A 23444-nucleotide genomic window follows, 5' to 3' on the forward strand; every position below is an offset into this window, starting at 1 on the left:
GCGCCCGAGTCGTCCTCGTACTGGACGTACTTGGGCGATTCGGGCGTGCGTCCAGCCGGGATGCCCGGCGTCGCGGGCCCGGAAAGATCCGCCGTGCAGGCCCTAGCCCCTCGCGGTGAGCCGGCCGCGCACCGCCGCGTGCACCTCGGCCTCCTCGGCCGGGTCGGCGGCCAGCCGGCGCAGGCGTTCCAGCACCCTGGCGTCACCGGTGGTCACCACGTGGCGGGCGGCGAGCTCGCGGGTGGCCTCCTCGCAGTCCCAGAGACACTCGACGGCGACACCGCTGGCGAAGTGGCGATCGGTCGCGGCCAGCGCTCGGGCGGCGCGTCCGCGCAGGTCGGAGGAGGCGGCCTCGCCGTAGATGTGGCGCAGGATCGGGACGGCTTCCACGGCGGCCAGCCGCCCCGCGCCGTCCACCAGGCCCGCCAGCCCCGCGTCGCGGACGCCGTGCAGCAGCACCCGGTGCCGCAGACCGGCCACCACGGCGGGGGCGTCGGCCGGCTCGCCGATGTCGGCCAGCAGCAGCACGGCGGCCTCGCCGAGCACGCTGTCGGCGCCCCCGGTGGCCGGGTCAGCCCAGCGGCGGGCCCGGGCCAGTGCGCGCGGCCCGCGCATCCTGGCCAGCGCGTCCAGCGCGGCGCGGACCGCCCGCTGGTCGGCATCGGCGGCCGCGGCCTCGATCAGCTCGGTGAGCGCCTCGTCGTCCTGGTCGACCAGGTGGCGCAGGGCGGCCCGGCGGGCGCCCTCGGCGCCGTCGCGGGCGGCGGCGAGCAGGGTGTCGCGGTCCTCGGGGCGGGCCACCGCGGCCAGACAGCGGGCGGCGGCCGCGGCCCGGCGCTCGACGGCGGCCGAGTCCGGGCGCACCACGCTGTCGGCCTGGTCGGCCCAGGCGAGCACGTCGGCCACGCTCCAGCCCGGGGTGACCTGGCTGCGGCCCAGCTGGCGCTGCCAGAGGTCGAAGGGGGACTGCTCGCCGGCCGCGGCGACCCGCGGATGCCGCTCGGCCCACAGGCGCCAGGGGCGCGGCTCGTAGGCGGCGCGGATCGCGGCCCGCAGGTCGGCCTCGCCCTGCGGGGTCTCGGGGAAGCGGCGCAGCACGGCGGGAGCCAGCGCGAGCAGCGCCGCGTCCTCGTCGCGCAGGCCCAGCTCGTCCAGCGCCCAGGCCCAGTTGCCGCCGGTGGCGGCGTACTGGCGGAGCAGCAGCAGGGCGTCGCGGCGGCCGTAGCCGGCCAGGTGGCCGAGGACGGCCAGGGCCAGGCCGGTGCGCTGCTCGTCCAGGTCGAGCAGGTCGTCGGGGTGGCCCAGGTGCCGCTCGATGCCGCCGAGCGGGGCTTCCAGCTCCATGAAGACGCGGGCGTAGTAAAGGGAGCGGTTCTCCACCTGCCAGTCGCCGCGGGGGTCGCTGGTGACGCACTCCTCCAGGGCGGCGATGGCCTCGTCACGGTCGGCTGCGAGCGCATGCAACTGCCCGTCACCGCGTCCTCGCTGGAGCAGGCCGAGGAGGCTGTTGCTGGGGGCTATCACGGGCTCGAACATGAGGTCAGCATCCGTTGCGGCGGTCGTCGAGGCAACGGGATTTCCGTCGCCGGGGGTCTGGTGGTCACGCTGGGCGGGCGCCCGGGCGCCGGAATCACCGTAGGTTACCGCCTGCCTGCCCGTGACGCACACACCTCAATCCGATCCGGTTCCGTCCCGGGCGACTACCGGATCTTCGAATGCCCGCTCGGCATATGCCAGATGAAAGTTCGCTCCGTTTCTGCCATTCTTCCCACACGGAGCGTGAGGCTGTGCAACAGTCGTCTCACCACTCCCCCGACCCCGCCCGCCACCGCCACCAAGCCCCCGTGGGACCGCCGATGAGTCTCCCCCTGCGTACCGCACCTCCGGCCAAGGCCACGGCCGCCATGGAGTGGGACCTGGTCCAGGACACCGTGAGCTGGACCGCCGAGGCCTACCCCATACTGGCCCGCGACCCCGGCCTCGGTCCGTTGACGCTCGATCAACTGCCGGGCCAGCTGGTCCCGCAGGATCGTCCGGCACTCAGCCGGATGATGACCGAGGCCCTGGTGCACGGCCGCCCGCTGGACGGCGTGGTCCGGATCCACCAGCCGGGCGGCACCGGCGCGGCCGTGCACTGCTCGGGGCGCCCGGTGCTCGGCCCGGACGGTCAGGTGGTCTCGCTGCGGATGCTGATCCGCGCCTGCTGAGCTGACCCGCGCTCCGAGCGGGTCCGCCCCGCGCGCGCTCGGGCCGCCTCGTGTCGAGCCGCCCTGCGCGATCGGCGGCTCCCCCGCGCGACATATGCTGTGCGGCGCAGCGTCGGCACAGGGCGGACCTGCACCTAGGGAGGACCGTTCCATGGACAGCCAGATTCTTCACAAGGCCGCGTTCCTGCTGCACGAGTGCCACGAGCCCGAGCAGATCGTGGTGGAGCGGCTGAAGGAGTACTTCCCCACGCTGACCCTGGTCGAGCGCGAGCGCTACGTCCAGGAGGCCTGGGACCAGGTGCACAGCGCCGCCGTCGACACCCTCTGAGCCTGACACCCGAGCGGCTGAGGTTCGACGCAGCGAAGGGTGGGGGTCGCCGAGGTACGAGGTGGCACCCGCCCGTAGCGGAGGAGAACCTCATCAAGCGACCATTGGATCAGTCAGCGGGGCGGCGGGCCGGCGGCACCGCCGCCCTGATCTCGGCCCGTAGCTCGGCTCGCAGCTCGGCCACTCCCGGCAGCGCCTGGTAGCGGGCGGCCAGCCGGTCCATCCGGTAGAGCCGGTCCCAGGTCCGGTGCGACGAGGTGTCGCCGATCTGTGTCAGCGCCTGGCGGGTGTGCCGCTGGGCCTCCTCCGGCTCCCCGGTGAGCCAGTGCACCGAGGCGAGCGTGACCAGGTCCAGCACCGTGGAGCGCTCCTGGCCCTGCCCCGCGCGCAGCCGGATCGCGGCCCGGACATGCGCCACGGCGAGCTCGGCGGCATTCGGATCGTGCTCCGCCAGCGTGCGGTAGACCAGGGACTGCATGCCGTGCAGCTCGGCCTCGTTGAAGACCTGCATCCAGCTCGGCTGCGGGTCCCCGGCGCCCTGGGTGTAGTACTCCTCCGATTCGCCGAGCAGCCGCGCCACCTCCTGGGTGCGGCCCAGGGACGCCTGCGCCCAGGCCTCCACGGTGTTCAGCATCGCCCGGGTCAGCGGCCCCGTGCCGGGACCGGCGCCGGCGTGGGCCATCCGCATCAGGTCCAACGCCTCGGCGGCCCGGCCGTGGTGCAGCAGCTGACGGGCGCAGCGCGAGATCGCCTCACCGGCCCGCGGCCGGTCACCGGCCTCCTTGGCGGCCTGCGCGGCGATCACGAAGTAGCGCTGCCCGGTCGACTCCAGGCCCACGTCGTGTGACATCCAGCCGGCCAGCGCCGCCAGGTTGGCCGCCACCAGCCACAGCCGCCGGGCCAGCTCGGGCGGATGCCGGTGGGTCAGCAGCCCGCCCACCTCGTTGAGTTGGCCGATCACCGCCTTGCGCTGCAACCCGCCCCCGCGGGAGGCGTCCCAGGCCCGGAAGACCTCGAACGAGCACTCCAGCGCCGCGACCTCCTCCTGGCCCGCGGGGCCCGGCTCGTAGACGTCCACGATCGGTCGGCCCGGGGTGCCGGTGATCACCTGGCGCGGCCCGGGGCGCGCCGCCGCGTAGGCGACGTCGTCACCGGCGAGCCAGCGGTAGAGGGAGTCGGGGATGACGGAGGCGCCCGGCATCTCCGTGGCGGTATCGGCCAGTCCGCGTCGGTTGAGCATGAGATCCATTCCCGTGAACTCGGTGAGGATCTCGGCCGTCCGCTCCGGCTCCTCGGCCTCGGCAGCACCCGCCTTGGCCGAACTTGATCGCCGGTGTCGCGCCAGACCGAGGTCCTCGATGGAGACGACACGGCCGAGCCGCTCGGTGAACACCGCAGCCAGCACCCGCGGCACCGGATCGCGCGGGATCTCGCCCCGCTCGATCCACCGCCGCACCCGCGAGGTGTCGGTGGACAGCTGCTGCTGCCCCATCGCCGCACCGCGCCGGTTGACAAGCCTGGCCAGCTCCCCCTTCGACCAACCGGTCAGGGCGAACAGGTCAGCGAGTCTGGTGTTGGATCCACTGCTCACATCAAGCCCCCAGGCTCCTCGGCTGGTTCGAGCCTAATGGCCTGTCACATGCCAGGCGAGCATTCGCCACGGTCCGCCAGGGTGCGCCAGCTGGAAAGCCAGTGCGTCCGGGGTGTCAGGTAGAGATGCGCAACCCCCACCCGGGGCTCGGGATCGCTCCGAGCCCTGGAAACAGCGGCCGGGGAAGGGATCCCAGGGTCGTCGACGGGCCGCCCACCGGCCTGGCGAAGGGGGGTGGCGTGACCGGGTGGCGCGTCGGTGCCGGGCCCGGCCGACCGCACGGACCAGCGCATTTCCCCAGGGTGCGTTGGCTCGTTCGGCCGGCCGGTCCCGGCACCCGCTCCGCCCAGCGCCACCGGCCGTCCGTCCCACCCCCCCTTGGGCGGTCACCGCAACCGGGTACGCCGGAGCACGCCCCAGGTGCGCCGTCGCACACGCTGGCGAGCCAGGTCGTACAGGGTTACGACCGGGCTCCACGGCACCACCGTCTGACCCCGCCAGGGCCGCCGCCTTGGCTGTCATATGCCGTCGGCAAGGAAGGGAATCCCTCCCCCTCATGTACTCCTCCGCGACTTCCCCCACCGCGCCCCGGACCGGCATCCCGCAGCGACCGCCGTCCTCCGTGGCGGTCCGCCGGCCCGGGCCGAAGCCTGCCGTCCCCGCCCGTCCCGCCGGGCGGATCGAGGCACCCGCCCATCTGCCGCGCGCCGGTGAGCGCCTGCTGCGCCCCCGTGCGCCCCAGTACGCCGGCACCAACGGCCTGGGTGCCCCGGCGGCCGAGGGCTGGGGCCGGGTGGACACCGCCGCCCTCGCCACCCCGGCCGTGCGGGCCGCGCTCGCCCACATCACCCGGATATGTCCCGCTTTCTCGGCGCGTCAGGTGCTGCGCGAGGACGGGGCGCACATCCTGATCACCGGGCTGATCGGGCGCACCGCCGTGGTCGCCAAGTGCCTCTCCCCGCAGGCGGTGCAGAGCGACCGGCGGGCCGTGCTGGTGGAGCGGTTCCGCCGTGAGGTGGCGATCTACCGGACCTTCGTGCGGCACCGTCCGCCGGTGCGGATGCCGCGCCTGGTGGCGGCCGACCACGACCGCTGCGTGCTGGTGCTGGAGCGGATCCCGGGCCGGCCGGCCGCAGTCGAACGCCACCCCGCCAACGCGCCGACGCCCGGCGAGGTGCGCGCGATCCTGGGCTCGATCCGTTCGCTCAACCTGTGGCGCCCGCCGGTCGACGTCTTCCACCAGCCGCTCGACTACCAGTTCGAGATCGGCCGGTACCACTCGGTCGGGCAGCTGACCGACCGGGACGCGGGCGACCTGCGACAGCTGATGTACGGCCTCTCGCACACCGGTTGGCAGCTGTGCCACGGCGACGCGCTGCTCAGCAACATCATGCTGGCCCCCTCAGGACCGGTGGTGCTCGACTGGGAGCAGGCCGGCTGGTACCTGCCCGGCTACGACCTGGCAGTGCTGTGGAGCGTGCTCTCGGGGGACACCGCGGCCCGGCGCCAGATCAGTCAACTGGCCCAGGTCGGCGGCACGGTGGCCCGGGACGCGTTCCTGGTCAACCTGGTGCTGGTGCTGATGCGCGAGCTGCGGATCTACGACGTGCCGGGTGCCGGTGAGGAGCAGCGGCTGATGATCCGTCGGCTGTACGACGACGCGGCGCTGGCCCGCCGCGCGGTGCGGGCCGCGGTGGGGACCCGCTGAGCGGCGCCGCCGGGGCCTCGGCGTCAGCCGCGGCCCGACCAGCGTCGGCGCCGGCCCGACCAGCGTCGGCGCCGGCCCGACCAGCGTCGGCGCCGGCCCGACAGGCGTCGGCGCAGGGCTCAGGCCGCGCCGCGGGGCCGGGCCGCGCCGGCCAGCAGGGCGGCGCGGCCGACCTCGGCCAGCACCCGCTCCTCGCCGCACCCGTCCAGCCGGCCGCTGAGCGCGTCGCGCAGGTAGCGCTCCAACGGGTGGCGCCGGCTCAGCCCCGGCGCTCCGGTGAGCGCCACGGCCCGCTGCACCGCGTCGACCACCGCGCGGTCGGCGAGCAGCCGAGCCGCGCCGGTCCGGGCCGCGGTGCCGCTCTCGCCCGCATCGATCCGGGCCGCCAGGCCCACCACCAGCTCCTCCGCCCCGACCAGCGCGCTCGCCACCTCGCCCAGACCCACCTGGTACCGCGGCAGCCCGCCCAGGGGTTCGCCGAGGTCGGCCGCAGTGCGCCGGCTGAGGAACCCGACCAGCCAGTCCAGGGCGGCCCGGCCCACGCCGAGCTGCACCGCCGCGAGCGCCAGGTCCCGCCACGCGGCACTGAGCTCAGCGGCCGTGACGCCCGCCGGGTCGGGCGCGGCGTCCAGCGGGCGCAGCCCGAGCGCCGCCTCGGCGGCCACGGCGACCTCCGTGAAGACCACGTCGTGGCCCGCGGCGGCCCGCAGGCCCACCTGGTCGCCGACCGGGTCGACCTCGACTCCCGGGCTCTCATCCCGGACCAGGAAGAGGCCGGTACGCGGCGCCGCCTCGTCGGTGATCGCCCGCACCACCAGCCAGGCCAGCGCCTCGGCGCCGGTACAGCCGCTCCGACGGCCGTTCAGCTGCCAGCCGGCCCCGTTCCGCCGGGCCAGCAGCGGCCGCCGGCCCGGTTCGAGATCGCGCGGATCGGCGTCGCGCGGATCGGTCATGGGGGCCTCGGCATCGAGCGTGTTCACCAGCGCGGGCCCGCGCCGGGACTCGGTCAGCAGGCGACGGTAGGCCGCGGCCGGCCAGCCCCCGGTGCGGTCCTGCTCGGCGTGCAGCAGCAGGGTGTGCGCGGTGACCAGGGCCACCGAGGCATCCCCCCGGCCGAGTTCGGCCAGCACCCGGACGGTGTCGGCGAGCGTGCCGCCCGGGCCGCCGAAGCGCTGACCGACCGTCAGGGTGAGCAGGCCGGCCTCGTGCACCGCCTCGATGCCCTGATACGGGAAGGTCGCGTCCCGGTCGTGTTCCTCGGCCCGCGCGGCCAGCAGGTCCACCACCCGGGGCAGCCTGGCCAGCGCCTCGGCCGCCGGCGCCGGGACGTCCGACGGCGTACGGCTGTCGGAGATTGACGCATGGTCAGAACGGTCGGAACGGTCAGTGCGGTCGGAACGGTCGGTTCGAGCGGTCATGGCGCTGCTGCCTCCGGGCGGCCGGCGTGGGGGCTCGGCAGCCGGCGTCGGCTGCACGGCGGTGGGGCGTGCGGGAACGCGAGGCGCGGCCGATCTGGCATCGGGGCAGCGCGGTCGTCCTCGGCCGGGGCGCGGGTCGGTCGGGACCCGCGCGGCCCTGGGGCCTGTCGTCAAACCCTCTTCGTTCGCCCGTAGGGCGGCTTGGCGTCGCCGAGCAGAAGGGGGTTTGACGACAGGACCTAGCGACAGAGCGCGCTGGCGGTCCGCCGCAGGTCCAGATAGCTGCGGCGGACCAGCAGCGGGCGGCGGGACGGCATGCTGGTGACTGTACGAAGCAATGATCGAAACCGTCAAGCAACGCCCGAACAGCGATCGCACCGCCGGCGGTGTGACCCGACTGCGCGGCGGCTCTCAGCCCTGCTGGAACAGGTCCGCGGGCAGCGGCTTGAGCAACTGGTAGAGGTCGTCCGCAATCGGTCGGTCCCAACTGGCGATGGTGACCTGGACCTGGTCGCTGCGGTCGAACTGGGCGCAGAACACCCGCTCCTCGGAGACCTTGACCTTCTTCACGATCAGCAGGTCGTCGCCGAGCATCACCGGGAAGTCCTCGGCCGAGACGAACTCCACCGGCTCTTCCAGTTCGAGTGCCGCGAGGAGCTGTCTGATCTCGAACGGCACCCCGTCCTCGGGGTCCCGCGCCGGCGAGCTCTCGGGCAGGTTGCCGATGAACATCGCCGGGCCGCGACCGCCGAACAGGTCGTAGCGCAGGAAGATCCCCTGGCAGGAGCCGTCCGGGCCGGTCATCACCGCGGCGCCGAAGAGGCCGGGCCAGTCGCCCGGGTCCATCGCGAGGACGTCGAAGTCCGGGCCCGCGGGGGTGCCGGAGCGTCGGCGGAGAAATGACATGTCGCCATCGTACGTGCCCGGGGGCGCGCGACCGCACGGGGCGGCGCCGAGGCGCGCTCGCCGAGCGTTCACAAATGCGCGAGCTCCACGCTCCGAGACGAATGTTGACGCTGAGCAACCGTCCGGGCTACGGTCGCGGATGTACGGCAGCTGCTGTGGACCCGTTCCACGTGGGGGTGGCCTGCTGTGGCGCATTCGCATGCGCCCATCCACCCTTGCCACCCTTGGCACAGGTCGTGCAGCGGCTGCGGTTCTTGTGCACCAACGCAGTTCGTTGATCCATGCAACGTTTTCAAGCTTCGCAACCCTTCACCCAAAGCCTGGTTCGTGGGTTCCCCGACTCCGTCGCACCCACGGACCGCGCCCGGGACACCGACGCGTGGGGGCGTTCGGATCCCGGGCACCGGTGGCCTGGGCCCTCGCGGCCCCGTCACCTGCCTCCCGGCGGCGCCGGTCTTCGCGGACCGGCATCGGGGACAGCCGGAGGAGCCCGGTTTCGCGAACCGGGCCGTACAGCAGGCGCCGTGCACGACCGCGTGGGGGCGGTCGGCACGGCGCCTGGCTGCTTTTCGAGCGCGACCCGGCAGACGAACCGGCGTACGAACCGGCAGACGAAAGGGCCGCCGGTCTCGGGAACCGGCGGCCCTGGGAGTCGAGCTGAACTCAGGTCAGGTCGAACTCGCCGTCCTGGGCGCCGAGCACGAAGGCCCGCCACTCCTCCGGGGTGAACACCAGCACCGGCCCGTCCGGGAAGCGGCCGTCGCGCATCGCGATGTAGCCGTCCACGAAGGCGATCTGGACGTCACCGGGCGAGCCGTCCTCCTGCTTGGCGGAGAGCCACTCGGCCCCGGTCGTGTCCAACTTGGGCTTGCGCGCCGGCGGGACGGCCGGGCCGCCCTGGGCGGTCTCGTCTGCGCTGGTCTCGGTTGTCACTGGTCCTGCTCCTCCCGAACGTCCTTCAGGGTGGTCAGCGTATCCGTCCGCACCGCCGCCCGGGCCACGCTCTTCGGGACTCCTCCGGTCGAGCGGAGTCCACGCGGACCGGGCGCCGCGGGCGGCGGCGGCGTGCTAGGACGCGTCTCGCTGGTTCGCGCCTGGCGGGAGTCAGCGAGACACGCCCTGGGACGCATCGCCTTCCGGCGCGGCGGGCGGGAGCGGCGCGCCCGGTTTGCGAGAGTGGGCAGCGAGAGTCGGCACGGTCGCAGGCAGCAGAGCTGGGAGGGAGCAGCCGATGGGACAGATCAGCCCTCGGGGCACAGGCGGGGCGGATGTCATCCCGATCGGGGAGGCGCCCTCGGCCGCCCGGGTACCGAGCCAGTCGCCGATCCGGTCGGCCGCGCTGGGCCGGGTCGGCGTGGTACTGGTCTCGCACAGCCGGGACCTCGCGCAGGACACCGCCGACCTGGCCAAGGCCGTGTCGCCGACCGACGACCCGGCCGCGGTGGCGGCCACCGGCGGGCACCCCGGCGACGGCCTGGGCAGCAGTGCGCTGCTGATCGCGGCCGCGGCCCGCCGGGTGGACCAGGGGCACGGGGTGGCGGTGCTGGCCGATCTGCCGTCGGCCGTCCAAGTGGTGCTGGCGGTGCTGGCGGCCGCCGACGAGCACGGGCTGCCGTTCCCGGTGCGGTTCGCCGACGCGCCGTTCGTGGAGGGCGCGGTGGTCGCCGTGCAGACCGCCTCGGCGGGCGGGGATCTGGCGGCGGTGGTCGAGGCGGCGGAGGAGACCTACCGGCAGCGCAAGCTCTGAGTGCGATCGATCGGGCCGCCGGGTGGTCGGGGCGCCACCGCTGGCGAACGATCAGATGAACAGCCCGTTGAGGGACTACACGGAACGTGTCCGGTCGGCTACGATCAGCCGCGTCCGACCGCCCGACCTGTCCCCGAACGCCCGGAGGAACCTCGTCATGTGCGTGGTCATCACCGGCGGAGCCGGGTTCATCGGGGCCGACCAGGTCGGGCTCGCGGTGCCCCTGTTCAAGGGCTCGATCCTGGATCCGGCCCTGCTCGAGGCGGGCATCGGCGGCGCCGACGAGCTTGCGTCGCGCTCGCCGGCCGATCCGCTGCCCCGCCACCGGGGCGAGGTCCTCGGGCGGCCGCTGGAGGTGACGTACATCGAGCCCAGAGCCGGCGACGTGCGTGACTCGGTGGCGGGCATCGGGCGGCGGCGCGAGCTGTTCCCCGACCTGGCACCGGCGCCGGTGCCGGTGCGCGTGGGGCCGGCCCGCACGGCGCGCTGGTTCCGCGACCGGCAGCCGTAGCCGCACCGCGCCGCCCGCACCGACTTCTGCCTCGGTGTCGGTCCTGTCGCGTACAACCATCCGCAGGACCTGGGAGTCCGTAGTACATCGAGCGATCTCTCGCCGGGTGCGCCCGGCCATGCCTTGGGGGCACCCGTGCCGCGACCGGACACCAGGACACCGGACTTCAGGACACCGGACTTCACGACGCAGGACTTCACGACGCAGGAGTACAGGACGCAGGAGTACAGGACGCCGAGCGAGGTGCCCGCGCCGGCCGCCGCCGACCGGCTGGTCCACTGGCTGCGCCACTCGCCGGCACAGCCGCTCTTCCGCGCGCACGCGGCCCGCCGGCTGGTGGTGCTGGCCTACCGCCGGGTGACCGATCGCCGGGCCTTCGGCGCCCAGTTGGACCGGCTGTGCCGGGTCGCGGTGCCGATCTCGCTGCCCGCCCTGGAGCAGGCGGTGCGCGAGGGCCGGCCGCTGCCGCCGCGCAGCGTGCTGATCACCTTCGACGACGCCGATCGCGGCGTGCTGGACCACGCGCTGCCGGCGCTGGCGGCACGCGGGCTGCCCGCGGTCGCCTTCGTGGTCACCGAGCTGATCGGCACCGACCGTCCGTCCTGGCGCCAGGAGGCCGCGTTCCTGCTCGCCAACGGCGGCCACGCCCGGTCCGTCACCGGCGACGGCCTCGCCGGGCGGCTGGCCCGGCTCGCCGCGCTGCCCGACCCGGACCGGCGCCGCAGCCTGCACGAACTGCGGGTCAGCTCGCCCGCCCGGCCGCCGCGACGGGAACGCCTGACGCCGGAACAGCTGCGCCGCCTGACCGCCGGTCAGGTGGTGATCGGCAACCAGACCCTGGGCGACGCCGACCTGCGGCGCTGCGACGACGCCACCGTGCAGGTCGAGATCCGCACCGCCCACCAGGCCCTGACCGACTGGCTCGGCGGCGCCCCCAGCGCCTTCGCCTACCCCAGCGGCAACCACGACCCGCGCGCCGCCCGGCTGCTGACCGAACTCGGCTACCCCACCGCTTTCGTGAGCGACCACCGCCTCAGCCCGCGGCTGCCCCGCGAGGCGCTGCGGGTCAGCCGGCTGCCGGTCGACGCGAGCTGCGACAAGGCCGAGTTCGAGGCGGTGCTGTCGGGACTGCACCCGGCCGTACGGCGCTGGCGGGGCGTCTGACGCTTCGCCGGCGCTGCTCGCGCGCGGTCGCACGCCGATCGCGCGCCGCTCTCACTCCGGTGACTGCTCGGCCGGGAACATGATCGGGCTGAGCAGGTGCCGGGTGCGCTCGGGTGCGGGCTCGTTCCCGATCCGGGAGACGATCGCGGCGCGCAACTCGCCGATCAGCTCGGCCAGCTCGGCCGGGCTGAGCCAGAGCGCGTGCTGGCGGTAGCCGACCAGGTCGGCGGCCGGGTCGGCGGAGTCCCGGTCCAGGTAGGCGTTGAACTCGGCCAGCAGCGTGGCCATCGCCACCGCGAAGATCCGCCGGTGGTCGTCGCGGGAGGCCGCCGCGGCCGCGCCGGCCCCGATCACCGCCCGCTCCCGGCGCAGCCGGTACTCGCGTTCGACCGCGCCGCGCACCCGGTGCTCCTCGGCCACCTCCAGCAGGCCGCCCTCGGCGAGCAGTCCGACGTGCCGGTACACGGTGGCCTTCGAGACATCGGGCAGCAGGGCGCACAGCTGAGAGGTGGTCAGCGTCCGCCCGCCCGACAGGGCGTGCACGAGGCGCAGCCGCACGGGATGCAGGAGCAGGTCCACGGTGTCCATGGACACACGGTCTCACCTTCGATACCTTTCTCAAAGTTGAGACCGTTCATCACGGGGAGGACCCATGTCAGAGGCACCACTGGACTCGCCACTGGAGACACCGCCGTTGGGACGCCGGTACGAGGTCGGGGGCCAGCGGCTGCTGCTGCACCGCTCCGGCAGCGGCGGCCCGACCGTGGTCGTCCTCCCGGGCGCCAACCTGGTCGGCCTGGACTACCTGAACCTGCACCACCGCACCGCCGAGCTCACCACCAGCGTGCTCTACGACCGCGCGGGGACCGGCTGGAGCGACTGGATCGAACTGCCCCGCACCGCCGCCGAGGTCGCCGACGAACTGCGCGAGCTGCTGCACGTGGCCGGCCTGCCCGGCCCCTACCTGCTGGTCGGCCACTCGCTGGGCGGCGCCCATGCGCGCCGCTTCGCACAGCGCTTCCCCCTCGAGGTGGCCGGCCTGCTCCTGCTGGACCCGTTCCACGAGGACCTCACCACCGGCGCGCCGCAGGAGGTGCTGGACCGGCTGGCCGAGCTGAAGGACCTGGAGCTGCCCGAGGCGACCGAGGAGCAGGTCCAGCGCTCCCGCGAGGTGCTGCGCGAGCACTTCGCGAGCTGGCCGGAGGCGGTGCGCGAGCCGCTGATCGAGCATCACCTCAGCGCCTGGCGGACCGGGTTGCTGGAGAGCAGGAACCTCTACGACGTGGTCGCCGACGAGCTCCGGGACGGGCCGGCGCTGCCCGATGTCCCGATGATCGTGATCAGCGCGCTGGGCCCGGACGCCAACCAGTCGCAGATGTGGTCCGAGGAGGTCGTTCGCCTGACGAACGAGCGCAAGCAGCGGCTGCACGCCGAGCTGGCCGCGTCGGTGTCGCACGGCGAGCACCGGGTGGTCACGGATGCCGGGCACGGCTGGCTGCACGAGGAGCGCCAGGATGCCGTGCTGCGGGCGATCGAGGACCTGCTCAGCCGCTGATGCCGCGCACGGTCAGCCCCTGCTGCCGCACGCGCTCAACCGCTGATGCCGCGCACGCCGACCGCGGTCCCCGCCGTCAGCAGCGCCTGCGGGTAGCGGGTGGCGGCCGTGGGCAGCTGGCTGACCCGGCCGGTCTGCAGCACGGTCAGGGTGCCGCCGCCGGTGCGGGCCAGGGCCTCGGCGGGCACCCGGCGCAGCGCCTGGGCCACGACGGCGTCGGCCGAGCCGTGCAGCACGAGGTCCGGGTGCGCGACGGACGCGACGGCGGCCCGGATCGGCTCCGCGACCAGCTCGTAGTGCGTGCAACCGAGCACGATGTCAGTGGTCCCGGGCGGCGTGAGCGCGGCGGCCGCGGCGATCGCCGCCCGCTGGGCGTCCTCGTCGGCGTGCTCCACGGCGTCGGCCAGGCCCGGGCAGCTGACCTCGGTGATCTCCGCGTCGCCGCCGAACTCCGCGATCAGCCCGCGCTGGTAGGCGCTGCCGGTGGTCGCCGGGGTGGCCCAGATCGCGACCTTGCCGCCGGCCAGGGCGGCCGGCTTGATCGCCGGGACGGTGCCGATCACCGGCAACTCGGGCTCCAACTCGGCGCGCAACGTGGCCAGCGCGTGGACCGAGGCGGTGTTGCAGGCGACCACCAGCGCGTCCGGACCCAGCGCGGCGGCGGCCCGGGCGCAGGCCAGCGCGTGTTCGGTGAGGTCGGCGGGGGTGCGCGGGCCCCAGGGCATGCCGTCGGGGTCGCTGGAGAGCACCAGATCGGCGTCCGGACGCAGGGTCCGCAGGGCGGCCGCCGCCGGGAGCAGGCCGATTCCGGAGTCAATCAGTGCGATCTTCACGACATATGACCCTAGCCGATCCGGCCAGGCTGCCCGCCCAGGCGGTGCCGCTGCGGCAGACTGCCGGAGTGACCGTGCTGACCGGAGTGACCGGACTGTCGCTGCTCTGCTGGCTCTGGCTGACCTGCTGCCAGGGGCTCTTCTGGCGCACCGACGTGCGCCTGCCGCCGGACCGCACCGATCCGGATCGGCCGCCGGAGGTCGCGATCGTGGTGCCGGCCCGGGACGAGGCCGCCGTGCTGCCGCTGAGCCTGCCGGGGCTGCTGGGGCAGAAGTACCTCGGGCGGGCCCGGGTGATCCTGGTGGACGACCACAGCTCCGACGGCACGGCGCAGGTGGCGCGCGAGCTGGCCGCCGAGATCCCCGACGGCCTACCGCTGACCGTCACCACCCCGCCGCCGCTGCCGGCCGGCTGGACCGGCAAGCTCTGGGCGGTCCGCCACGGCGTCGAACTGGCCTGCGAGACGGGCGACGTGGAACTGCTGCTGCTCACCGACGCCGACATCGCGCACGGCCCGCAGACGCTGGCCGCGCTGGTGGCCGGCGCCCAGGCCCAGGGGCTCGACCTGGTCTCGCAGATGGCCCGGCTGCGCACCGAGACCGGCTGGGAGCGGCTGATCGTGCCGGCCTTCGTCTACTTCTTCGCCCAGCTCTACCCGTTCCGCCGGAGCAACCGCCCCGGCAGCCGGACGGCCGCCGCGGCCGGCGGCTGCTCGCTGGTGCGCCGGGCGGCGCTGGAACGCGCCGGCGGGGTGGCAGCGATCCGCGGTGCGGTGATCGACGACGTCTCGCTGGCCCGCGCCGTCAAGCGGGCCGGCGGGCGGACCTGGCTGGGCCTGGCCGAGCGGACCGAGACGCTGGCAGTGCGCAGCGTGCGCCCGTACCCCGGGCTGGCGCCGCTGTGGCGGATGGTCTCGCGCAGCGCGTACGCGCAGTTGCGGCACTCGCCGCCGCTGCTGCTCGGCACGGTGCTGGGACTGGCCCTGATCTACCTGGTGCCGCCGGTGGCGACCGTCGCGGGGCTGGCCACCGGTGCCTGGCCGCTGCTCGCCACCGGGGCCGCCGCCTGGGCGCTGATGACCGCCACCTACCTGCCGATGACCCGCTACTACGACCGGCCCGCCCCGGCCGCGCTGCTGCTTCCGTTCACCGCGCTGCTCTACCTGCTGATGACGGTGGACTCCGCGGTGCAGCACTACCGGGGGCGGGGCGCGGCCTGGAAGGGCCGGACCTACTGACCGGACCGGGCCTAGTGCCCGGCCCGCACCCGCTCGAGCAGCTGGTCGAGCACCTGGGGCATCGCGTCGACCCCGCCCGCCCGGGTCGGCGAGGTGAGGTACTGCCCCTGCACCACGGCGCTCGGCAGCTCGGTGATCTCGTAGCGCGCCAGGTCGTTCGGCGCCTGCGCGACCTCCTGGCCGACCTGGTCCGACTCGTAGGCGGTGGTGAAGCGGGTCCGGTCCACCTGCTGGCTCACCGCCCAGTCGGCGGCGGCCGCCTCGGTAGTCAGGTCCTGGTGCTCGTCGCGCACGGCGTGGAAGACGGCGCCCTGCAGCCGGTCCACCTCGCCGAGCCGCTCCAGCGTGTAGTAGAGCCGGGCGTGCGCCCGCTCCACCGTCTGGTCGGACTCGCCGGGCCACACGGCGGGCAGCCGGCGCAGCACCACATCGGCGGGCTGCCGGGCGGCCCACTGCTCCAGCGGCTGCTCCAGCAGCTGGGAGTGCACGCAGCCGTACCAGAAGACCTCGACCACCTCACGCTTGGCCTTGTCGCGCACCGGCTGCGGATGACGCAGGTTCACATACGCGGTGTCCGCGGATGCGGCATCGCTGACGGGGACGGCGGCGCCGAACGTGCAGGCGACCGAGACCAGCAGAACAACGGCACGGGTGACGGGCTTCATGCCCGCCACCGTGCCAGTTCCCCTGCGCTACAGGCCAGTTGCCTCGCTCAGGTTCGCCCGATCGAGCGTAGCCGGCTGATCCGGACGGGCCTCCAGGGCGGGCGCCACCGGGGCCTGGTCGACCGCGGCGGGACCGGCCTCGGCGGCGACCGGCTCGGCAACGGCCTCGGCCGCGGCCGCGGCCTGGGCAGCGGCGGCCTGGGGAGCACCGGCCGCACCGGCCCGACCCGCCGCGTTCTCGAAGAACCGCAGCAGCTCCACCGGGAACGGCAGCACCAGCGTCGAGTTCTTCTCCGCCGCCACCTCCACCACCGTCTGCAACAGCCGCAGTTGCATCGCGGCCGGCGTCTCGGACATCGTGTGCGCCGCCTCGGCCAGCTTGGCGGCGGCCTGGAACTCGCCGTCAGCGGTGATGATCCGGGCCCGCCGCTCGCGGTCGGCCTCGGCCTGGCGGGCCATCGAGCGCTTCATCGAGTCGGGCAGCGCGACGTCCTTGATCTCGACCCGGTCGATGTGCACACCCCAGCCGAGCGCCGGGCTCTCCAGCATCAGTTCCAGGCCGCGGTGCAACTGCTCACGCCCGGAGAGCAGGTCGTCCAGCTCGCTCTTGCCGATGATCGACCGCAGCGAGGTCTGCGCGACCTGAAGCATCGCGAAGGCGTAGTTCTGCACGTCCACCGTGGCGCGCACCGGCTCGACGACCCGGTAGTAGAGCACCGCGTCGACCCGGACCGTGACGTTGTCCTTGGTGATCCCCTCCTGTGCCGGCACCGGCATGGTGATCACCTGGACATTGACCTTGCGCATCCGGTCCGCCACCGGCAGAAGCACCGTCAGCCCGGGCTCGCGCACCTTGCTGCGCACCCGCCCGAGCCGGAACACCACACCACGTTCGTACTGCTGGACCACCCGGACGCTGCTGGCCAGGAACAGCACCCCGAGCACCACCACAGCGATGATCACGCCAGGCATCGAGAACTCGCCCATCCCCTCCGACGGCCCGCCGCGCCGGGCCCCCGCAGGTCCGGTCGGACGGCACGCGCCGTGCGGATCAGTATGCGCCCGACCAGGGCGGGGCGACAGGCCTCGGTCGGGATCGCCGGTGGTCCCGACCGAGAGAGTCCCTCCCCAACCGGCCCGACCCGAGCGCCGCAGCCGTCAACACGGTGGCGGCCAGGACCACCACCCGCCCGCACGCCCGCTTGCGCCGCTGCTCCCCGCCGTACCCGGCGGGTGCGTATGCGGATCGCCTGACGGCACGTCAACTTCCGTACCAGCATTGGGCAGAGCGGGTGATCCTGAGTGGACCACCGCGCCTCGGCCCGGTCAGGATGAGCCCCGAAAGCGGGCCGGGCCACCGCCCCGCGTGATCCCCCTGGAGTCAGTGCCGTGTTCAAGGGCTTTCGCAGCTTCCTGCTGCGCGGAAACGTCGTCGACCTGGCCGTCGGCATCGTCATCGGCGCGGCCTTCACCGCCGTGGTCACCGGCTTCGTCACGGCATTCCTGACGCCCCTGATCGGGGTGGCGATGGGTGCGGTGGGCGACTTCACCAAGGAGAGCTTCGCGATCGCCGGGACCAGCTTCCCGTACGGCGCGTTCCTGAACGCGCTGCTCAGCTTCGTGCTGGTGAGCGCGGTGATCTACTTCGCGGTGGTGCTGCCGGTGGGTCGGCTGCAGGCGCGGCTGGAGAAGCCGAAGGCGACCGAGCCGGCCAAGGCGGACTGCCCGCAGTGCCTGAGCCGGATTCCGGCCGCCGCCTCGCGCTGCGCGTTCTGCACCGCCGAGGTGGTCGCGCAGCCGGGTTTCCCCGCCCAGGCACTGCAGCGTAGCTGATCAGAGGCCCGAGGCCGGTGTCGCGCGATGACGGCGTGCGCCGGAGTGAGCCCCCCGGTGCGGGGGGCTCACTCCGTTCTCATGACCGAGATTGACCGAAAAACACCGGCAAAATGTCCGTTCTCTGACCGTTCGCCAGGTTTGCCTTGGCGAAGGTTGCGTAAACACTCGAACTGCCACCCCTCCCAGACTCCTCAGGGGCGCATTCTGGGCTTACGGTATGCCCCATGACCTCGCCCCGCTCCTACGACGGAGTCGGTTACTACCCTCCGTCCTTCTCGTCGGGCACGCCCATCTACGACAGCTTGGTCGCAGAGCGCGGAGTCCCCCAGATCGCGCCGATCAACGTGCCGGCCGCGCTCCCCCCGGCGCCCGGTATGGCGGGCGGCTACGGCGGCTCGGCACTGGAGTCGACCAGCCTGCTCCCCGCCCTGCCGCCGGCCAGACTGGCGCTCGGCCCGGGCCCCAGCAGCCCCGGCTACCAGAGCGCGCAGCCCGGCCCCGGTTTCGGCGGCCAGCCGTACGTGCCCGGTCCTCGGGTGCCCGGCGCGCCGATGCAGCAGCAGGGCTACGCCCAGCCGCCCGCGCCGCAGCCCTGGGACCAGCAGCCGGGCGCCTTCCGGCCGAGCGGGCCGATGACGCCCGCCTCGGTGGCTCCGGTCCGCCCGATGCCGCCGCAGCAGTTCTTCCAGCAGCCGGGCCAGCAGTTCGGCGGCCAGCAGGCGCCGGCCCCGCAACCGCCGCAGGGCTACGCCGGGCAGCAGCAACCGGCCGGTCAGCAGCAGTTCGGCCAACCGCAGTTCGGCCAGCAGCAGCCTTTCGGTCAGCAGCAGCCCATGGGCCAGCCGCAGTTCGGCCAGGCGCCGCAGCAGGGCCAGCCCTACCAGGGGCAGGCCTACTGAGCCATGCGGCAGCCGGTCTGCTGAGCAGGCGACAACCAGGGGGACGGTCATTCACGGGCCGCCCGGAACACCGAAGTACGGTGTGCCGGGCGGCCCGTGCGTATTCGCCCGAAACCGGCGACCGGGCGGCGGCAGGTCAGGAGCGCCTTCGCGAGCTGGCAGGATGGGCACATGCCACTCCTCACCGGACTGCACCGATACCCCGTCAAATCGATGTACCGGCAGGACCTCGCGCACGCCGTCGTGGAACCCTGGGGGCTGCGGGGAGACCGGCGCTGGATGCTCGCCCGCCCGGGCGGCCTGGCCGTCACCCAGCGCGACCTCCCCGAACTCGCCCGGTACCGGATCGAACTCGCCGACGACGACGCCCTGCTGGTCACCTCCCCCGAGGGCGACGAGCTGCGGATACCCGTGCCCCGGGCGCAGGACGGCGCCATCCCCGCCGAGGGCGACGTGTGGGGCAACCGGTTCGCCGCCGTCGAGGCCGAAGCGAAGGCCCAGCTCTGGTTCGCCGAGCGGCTGGGCCCGCACGAGCTGGGCGAGGTCCGGCTGCTCTGCCTGGAGGATCCGCTGGCCCGGCGGATCGATCCCGCCTTCGGCGCGCCGGGCGAGACCGTCAGCATGGCCGACGGCTACCCGCTGCTGGCGACCACCACCGCCTCGCTGGCCGCGCTGAACGCCTGGCTGGCCGAGGCCGAGCGGCCCGCCCTGCCCACCGAGCGGTTCCGCCCGAACCTGGTGATCGACGGCACCGAGCCCTGGGAGGAGGAGGGCTGGCGCCGGGTCAGGGTCGGCGAGTTGACCTTCCGCGCCGTCAAGCTGTGCGGGCGCTGCATCGTGACCACCACCGACCAGGAGAGCGGCGAGCGGCTGGGCCAGGAGCCGCTGCGCACCCTGAACAAGCGCCGACGTTTCGACAAGAAGGCGGTCTTCGGCGTCAACCTGATTCCCGACCGCCCCGACCTGGTGACCGGGCCCGCGCTCGGCACCCTGCGGGTGGGCGACCAGGTCACGGTGCTGGCCCGGGGCGAGCGACTCCCAGCCGCTTAGCAGCGGAAGGCCCAGGCAAGCACGCTACGGTGAGGCGCACGGCAGGAGCAGTGGAAGGCGGGACGACGCAGCGTCATGAGTGAGCACCGTCATGAGTGAGCACAGGGTCCGGGTCACGCAGGACAGCGGCTCGCGCTGGCGGCGTCGCGCCGGGGAGTACCAGACGCTGGCCGAGGCGCTGGCCGCCGCCGAGCCCGGCGACACGGTCACGGTGCGTCCCGGCGTGTTCCGGGAGAACGTGCTGCTCGACAAGGCGGTCACGCTACTGCCCGCCGAGGGCCCCGGCACCGTGCGGATCGACCCGCCCGCCGGTGTGCCGCTCACCGTGACCGCCGCCGCCACCGTGCGCGACCTGGTGATCGAGGGCTTCAACAGCTCGGCCGCCGCCGTGCGGATCGAGGGCCCGGAGGCGGACGCCACCTTGATCGGCTGCCGGGTGGACACCCACTCGGCGGTCGGCGTGGAGGTGGCCGACCAGGCCGAGGCACGGCTGACCGGATGCACCGTCAGCAATCCGTCGGGCCTTGGCCTGCGGCTGCGCGGCGGCGCCACCGCGCGGTTCGAGGAGTGCGAGATCACCGAGGCCGGGCAGGCCGGCCTGGCGGTGCTGGAAGGCGCCACCGCCCGGTTGAACCGCTGCCGGCTGCACCACACGGTGGGCGCGGGGGTGCTGCTCACCGACCCGGGCACCCTGGCCGAGCTGACCGGCTGCGAGCTGTACGAGATCAAGGGCAGCGGCGTGCAGGCCGAGGCCAGGGCGGTGGGCCGGCTGACCGACTGCTCGGTGCACCGGGTCACCGGCAACGGCCTGACCCTGGACACCGAGGCCGAGTTGCACCTGGTCGACTGCCGGCTGCACGAGCTGCCGGAGAACGCCGCCGACCTGCGCGACCGGGCCACCCTGACGCTGGAGCGCAGCACCGTGCGGGCCTTCGGCCGCGGCGCGCTCTCGGTCTGGGACACCGGAACCAGCGCCACCGCGACCAGCTGCGTGATCGAGGACAGCACCGGCGACTACCCGGCGATCTGGGTCAGCGACGGCGCCCGACTGGCCCTGACCGACTGCACCCTGCACAACCTGCCGGACGCGCTCTTCGTGCTGGACCGGGACTCCCGGGCCACCGTCGCCGACACCTCGTTCAGCGAGATCCGCAGCTCGGCCGTCTCGGTCAGCTCGGGCGCGAGCGTGGCGCTGGAGCGCTGCAAGGTGCGCTCGGCGGGCACCGGGCTCTGGTTCCGCGACCACGGCAGCGGCGGACTGCTGACGGACTGTGAGATCTCGGACGTGGCCACCGGTGTGATCGTCACCAAAGGCGCCGATCCGGTGCTGCGCGACTGCGTGGTGCGCGGCAGCACCGAAGCGGCGGTGTACGTCTCGGCGCAGGGCCGGGGCAGTTTCGAGGACTGCCGGGCGGTGCAGGGCAAGGGCTTCGGCTTCCATGTGATCGACGGCTGCCGCACCGCGCTGACCCGCTGCCGGGCCGAGCAGAACGGGCGGGCCGGCTTCGAGTTCGCCGAGCCGGGCCCGGTGGTGGAGGCCTGCACCTCGGACGACGTGGCAGCCGCGAGCACCGCCCCGGCCAGGTCCGCTGCCGCGCCCGCGCCGGCGGAGAACGTGCCGGGCCCGCGCACCGCGCAGCTGACCTCGTCCCCCGCGCTCGTCGCCCCGCCGCAGATCGCGCCGATCCCGGACTGCCGCCCGGCCGACGAGGCGCTGGCCGAGCTGGACGCGCTGATCGGGCTGGCCACCGTGAAGCAGGAGGTGCGGACCCTGATCGACCTGATCTCGGTCGGCCGCCGGCGCCGGCAGGCCGGGCTGAAGGCGCCCTCGCTCCGCCGCCACCTGGTCTTCACCGGCTCCCCCGGCACCGGCAAGACCACGGTGGCCCGGCTCTACGGCGAGATCCTGGCCTCACTCGGGGTGCTGCAGCGCGGCCACCTGGTCGAGGTGGCCCGGGTGGACCTGGTCGGCGAGCACATCGGCTCCACCGCGATCCGCACCCAGGCCGCCTTCGACCAGGCCAGGGGCGGGGTGCTGTTCATCGACGAGGCCTACACGCTGGCCCCCGAGGACGGCGCCCGGGACTTCGGCCGGGAGGCGATCGACACCCTGGTGAAACTGATGGAGGATCACCGCGACGAGGTGGTGGTGATCGTGGCCGGCTACACGGCCGAGATGGAGCGCTTCCTCAGCTCCAACCCCGGTGTCTCGTCGCGCTTCTCACGCACCATCGCGTTCCCCGACTACACCGACGCCGAGTTGCTGGCGATCGCCCGCACCCAGGCCGTGGAACACGAGTACCAGCTGGCCGAGGCCACCGAGCAGGCGCTGCTCGGCCACTTCGCCACCCTGCACCGCGGCCCCAGCTTCGGCAACGGCCGCACCGCCCGGCAGGTCTTCGAGACGATGATCGAGCGCCACGCGATGCGGGTGGCCCAGCTGCCGGACCCGTCCACCGAGGACCTCCAACTCCTGGTTCCCGCCGACCTGCCGCTCCCGCGCGGGTGAGCCGACGTGGCAGGATGACTATAAGAACGGAACGACGAAAGGCGGGGCGGCGTACGTGGCCGACAACAGCAACCTGCTCGCCGAGCAGCGCCGGGCGCTGATCCTGGACGAAGTACGACGGCGCGGCGGAGTGCGGGTCAACGAGTTGACCCGACGGCTGAACGTGTCGGACATGACGATCCGCCGGGACCTGGACGCGCTGGCCAAGGTCGGCGCGATCGAGAAGGTGCACGGCGGCGCGGTGCCGGTCGAGGAGGCCCGCACCCATGAGCCGGGCTTCGAGGCGAAGTCGACCCTCGAGCTCTCGGCCAAGGAGGAGATCGCCCGGGCGGCCGCCGCGCTGGTGACGCCGGGCAGCGCGATCGCGCTCTCCGGCGGGACCACGACCTTCGCGCTGGCCCAGCACCTGGTGACGATCGGCCCGCTGACCGTGGTGACCAACTCGGTCCGGGTCGCCGACGTCTTCGAGCGGGCCCAGCGCCAGGGCGAGGGGACCGGCACCACCGTGGTGCTGACCGGCGGGGTGCGCACCCCCTCGGACTCGCTGGTCGGCCCCGTCGCGGACCGGGCGATCCGCTCGCTCCACTTCGACCTGCTCTTCCTCGGCACCCACGGCCTCTCCCCCGAGGCCGGGCTCTCCACCCCGAACCTGGCCGAGGCGGAGACCAACCGGAACTTCGTGGCCTCGGCCCGCCGGGTCGTGGTGGTGGCCGACCACACCAAGTGGGGCGTGGTCGGCCTGTCGACCTTCGCCGAGCTGGCCGAGGTGGACACCTGGGTCACCGACGCGGCGCTGTCGCCCGAGGCGGGCGAGGCGGCTCGGGAGCAGGTGCGGGAGCTGGTGCTGGCCCCGTCCGGTGGGCTCGGCTAGGGCCTCTCTTACGGATCTTGTCGGATCAGCGCGCGGCGGTGGGCGCCCGGCTGGGCGTGCCGGCGGATCGTCCTCGTACTGGGTCGTACTTGGATGATTCGCCGGTGCGTCCAGGCGGGATGCCCGGCGTCGCGCGCCCGGCAAGATCCGTAAGAGAGGCCCCAGGGCGCCGCGGCCCGTTCGGTGGGCTTGGCCAGGGCGCCGCGCCCCCGTCCGGTGGTGGACCGGCGAGGTCAGCCCGAATCGGTCTGGGCGTTTCTCCGGGATCATCCGATCGTTGGGCTGGTTGTGCCGTTGAGCGATGCCCTCCGGGCGTGGATCGACGGCGACCCGCGTGGCGGTGACACCTCCCGGCGCGGCCGACGGCCGCTACCTCGCGCTCACCTGTGTCCGCCCCCACCCCGTCCG

General features: G+C 73.9%; 22 protein-coding genes. 13 read left to right on the top strand and 9 right to left on the bottom strand.

The window, feature by feature from the left end; all coding sequences use genetic code 11:
- Positions 1-102: 102 nt before the first annotated feature.
- Positions 103-1536, bottom strand: coding sequence for a HEAT repeat domain-containing protein (locus P3T41_RS32395; protein ID WP_280694164.1), 1434 nt, complete (start codon positions 1534-1536; stop codon positions 103-105).
- Positions 1537-1856: 320 nt separating this feature from the next.
- Here P3T41_RS32395 and P3T41_RS32400 point away from each other — a divergent pair, with 320 nt between their 5' ends.
- Together P3T41_RS32400 and P3T41_RS32405 are read left to right on the top strand one after the other, a co-directional pair.
- Positions 1857-2207 carry a hypothetical protein gene (locus tag P3T41_RS32400; RefSeq protein ID WP_280694165.1) on the top strand — a complete coding sequence of 117 codons (351 nt, stop codon included), beginning with the start codon at positions 1857-1859 and terminating at the stop codon, positions 2205-2207.
- A gap of 151 nt (positions 2208-2358) precedes the next feature.
- Positions 2359-2535 carry a hypothetical protein gene (locus tag P3T41_RS32405; RefSeq protein WP_280694166.1) on the top strand — a complete coding sequence of 59 codons (177 nt, stop codon included), beginning with the start codon at positions 2359-2361 and terminating at the stop codon, positions 2533-2535.
- A gap of 109 nt (positions 2536-2644) precedes the next feature.
- On the opposite strand, the gene P3T41_RS32410 is transcribed toward P3T41_RS32405, so the two are convergent.
- Positions 2645-4126, bottom strand: a complete 1482-nt coding sequence (locus tag P3T41_RS32410) for a hypothetical protein (protein WP_280694167.1) — start codon at positions 4124-4126, stop codon at positions 2645-2647.
- Positions 4127-4682: 556 nt separating this feature from the next.
- Between P3T41_RS32410 and P3T41_RS32415 the strand changes: the two genes are divergently transcribed.
- Positions 4683-5834: an aminoglycoside phosphotransferase family protein gene (locus P3T41_RS32415; protein WP_280694168.1), complete on the top strand. Its 1152-nt coding sequence runs from the start codon at positions 4683-4685 to the stop codon at positions 5832-5834.
- A 119-nt stretch (positions 5835-5953) separates the two neighbouring features.
- Here P3T41_RS32415 and P3T41_RS32420 read toward each other — a convergent pair whose 3' ends face one another.
- The 3 genes from P3T41_RS32420 to P3T41_RS32430 form a co-directional block, all read right to left on the bottom strand.
- Positions 5954-7252, bottom strand: a complete 1299-nt coding sequence (locus P3T41_RS32420; protein ID WP_280694169.1) for an acyl-CoA dehydrogenase family protein — start codon at positions 7250-7252, stop codon at positions 5954-5956.
- Positions 7253-7663: 411 nt separating this feature from the next.
- A complete protein-coding gene (locus P3T41_RS32425) occupies positions 7664-8158 on the bottom strand; it encodes a hypothetical protein (protein ID WP_280694170.1) in 495 nt (164 codons plus the stop codon).
- 663 nt (positions 8159-8821) lie between these two features.
- Complete coding sequence (locus P3T41_RS32430) at positions 8822-9019, bottom strand: DUF397 domain-containing protein (protein WP_221521773.1); 198 nt, start codon at positions 9017-9019, stop codon at positions 8822-8824.
- A 370-nt stretch (positions 9020-9389) separates the two neighbouring features.
- Here P3T41_RS32430 and P3T41_RS32435 point away from each other — a divergent pair, with 370 nt between their 5' ends.
- The 3 genes from P3T41_RS32435 (at position 9390) to P3T41_RS32445 (ending at position 11580) form a co-directional block, all read left to right on the top strand.
- Positions 9390-9905, top strand: a complete 516-nt coding sequence (locus P3T41_RS32435; RefSeq protein ID WP_348533715.1) for a PTS fructose transporter subunit IIA — start codon at positions 9390-9392, stop codon at positions 9903-9905.
- 157 nt (positions 9906-10062) lie between these two features.
- Positions 10063-10416 (top strand): hypothetical protein, encoded by a 354-nt coding sequence (locus P3T41_RS32440; RefSeq protein ID WP_280694171.1) that lies wholly within the window; start codon positions 10063-10065, stop codon positions 10414-10416.
- 135 nt (positions 10417-10551) lie between these two features.
- Positions 10552-11580 carry a polysaccharide deacetylase family protein gene (locus P3T41_RS32445; RefSeq protein ID WP_280694172.1) on the top strand — a complete coding sequence of 343 codons (1029 nt, stop codon included), beginning with the start codon at positions 10552-10554 and terminating at the stop codon, positions 11578-11580.
- A 51-nt stretch (positions 11581-11631) separates the two neighbouring features.
- On the opposite strand, the gene P3T41_RS32450 is transcribed toward P3T41_RS32445, so the two are convergent.
- Positions 11632-12168: a helix-turn-helix domain-containing protein gene (locus P3T41_RS32450; RefSeq protein WP_280694173.1), complete on the bottom strand. Its 537-nt coding sequence runs from the start codon at positions 12166-12168 to the stop codon at positions 11632-11634.
- A 64-nt stretch (positions 12169-12232) separates the two neighbouring features.
- On the opposite strand from P3T41_RS32450, the gene P3T41_RS32455 reads away from it, so the two are divergent.
- Complete coding sequence (locus P3T41_RS32455; RefSeq protein ID WP_280694174.1) at positions 12233-13135, top strand: alpha/beta hydrolase; 903 nt, start codon at positions 12233-12235, stop codon at positions 13133-13135.
- A gap of 35 nt (positions 13136-13170) precedes the next feature.
- Here P3T41_RS32455 and P3T41_RS32460 read toward each other — a convergent pair whose 3' ends face one another.
- Positions 13171-13968, bottom strand: coding sequence for an aspartate/glutamate racemase family protein (locus P3T41_RS32460; protein ID WP_280694175.1), 798 nt, complete (start codon positions 13966-13968; stop codon positions 13171-13173).
- 5 nt (positions 13969-13973) lie between these two features.
- Here P3T41_RS32460 and P3T41_RS32465 point away from each other — a divergent pair, with 5 nt between their 5' ends.
- Positions 13974-15206 (top strand): glycosyltransferase, encoded by a 1233-nt coding sequence (locus P3T41_RS32465; protein ID WP_280694176.1) that lies wholly within the window; start codon positions 13974-13976, stop codon positions 15204-15206.
- An 11-nt stretch (positions 15207-15217) separates the two neighbouring features.
- Here the strand turns inward: P3T41_RS32465 and P3T41_RS32470 are convergent, their stop codons facing one another.
- Together P3T41_RS32470 and P3T41_RS32475 are read right to left on the bottom strand one after the other, a co-directional pair.
- Positions 15218-15871 (bottom strand): thiol:disulfide interchange protein DsbA/DsbL, encoded by a 654-nt coding sequence (locus P3T41_RS32470; protein ID WP_280694177.1) that lies wholly within the window; start codon positions 15869-15871, stop codon positions 15218-15220.
- Between the two features lie 27 nt (positions 15872-15898).
- Entirely contained in the window at positions 15899-16843 is a 945-nt protein-coding gene (locus P3T41_RS32475) for a slipin family protein (protein WP_280694178.1), read from the bottom strand.
- A gap of 417 nt (positions 16844-17260) precedes the next feature.
- Between P3T41_RS32475 and mscL the strand changes: the two genes are divergently transcribed.
- The 5 genes from mscL to P3T41_RS32500 all read left to right on the top strand — a co-directional run bounded on the left by mscL (position 17261) and on the right by P3T41_RS32500 (position 23036).
- The gene (gene mscL, locus P3T41_RS32480) at positions 17261-17704 is read left to right on the top strand and encodes a large conductance mechanosensitive channel protein MscL (protein WP_280694179.1); all 444 of its coding nucleotides are present in this window, start codon (positions 17261-17263) and stop codon (positions 17702-17704) included.
- 227 nt (positions 17705-17931) lie between these two features.
- On the top strand, positions 17932-18606 hold the full coding sequence (locus tag P3T41_RS32485) for a DUF6643 family protein (protein WP_280694180.1): 675 nt from the start codon (positions 17932-17934) through the stop codon (positions 18604-18606).
- A gap of 171 nt (positions 18607-18777) precedes the next feature.
- Positions 18778-19656 carry an MOSC N-terminal beta barrel domain-containing protein gene (locus P3T41_RS32490; protein ID WP_280694181.1) on the top strand — a complete coding sequence of 293 codons (879 nt, stop codon included), beginning with the start codon at positions 18778-18780 and terminating at the stop codon, positions 19654-19656.
- A gap of 91 nt (positions 19657-19747) precedes the next feature.
- On the top strand, positions 19748-22165 hold the full coding sequence (locus P3T41_RS32495) for a right-handed parallel beta-helix repeat-containing protein (RefSeq protein ID WP_280694182.1): 2418 nt from the start codon (positions 19748-19750) through the stop codon (positions 22163-22165).
- 55 nt (positions 22166-22220) lie between these two features.
- Positions 22221-23036, top strand: a complete 816-nt coding sequence (locus P3T41_RS32500) for a DeoR/GlpR family DNA-binding transcription regulator (protein ID WP_280694183.1) — start codon at positions 22221-22223, stop codon at positions 23034-23036.
- The last annotated feature ends 408 nt before the right edge of the window (positions 23037-23444 follow it).

Origin of the sequence: Kitasatospora sp. GAS204B (genome assembly GCF_029892155.1) — a bacterium.
Classification (GTDB): Bacteria; Actinomycetota; Actinomycetes; order Streptomycetales; family Streptomycetaceae; genus Kitasatospora.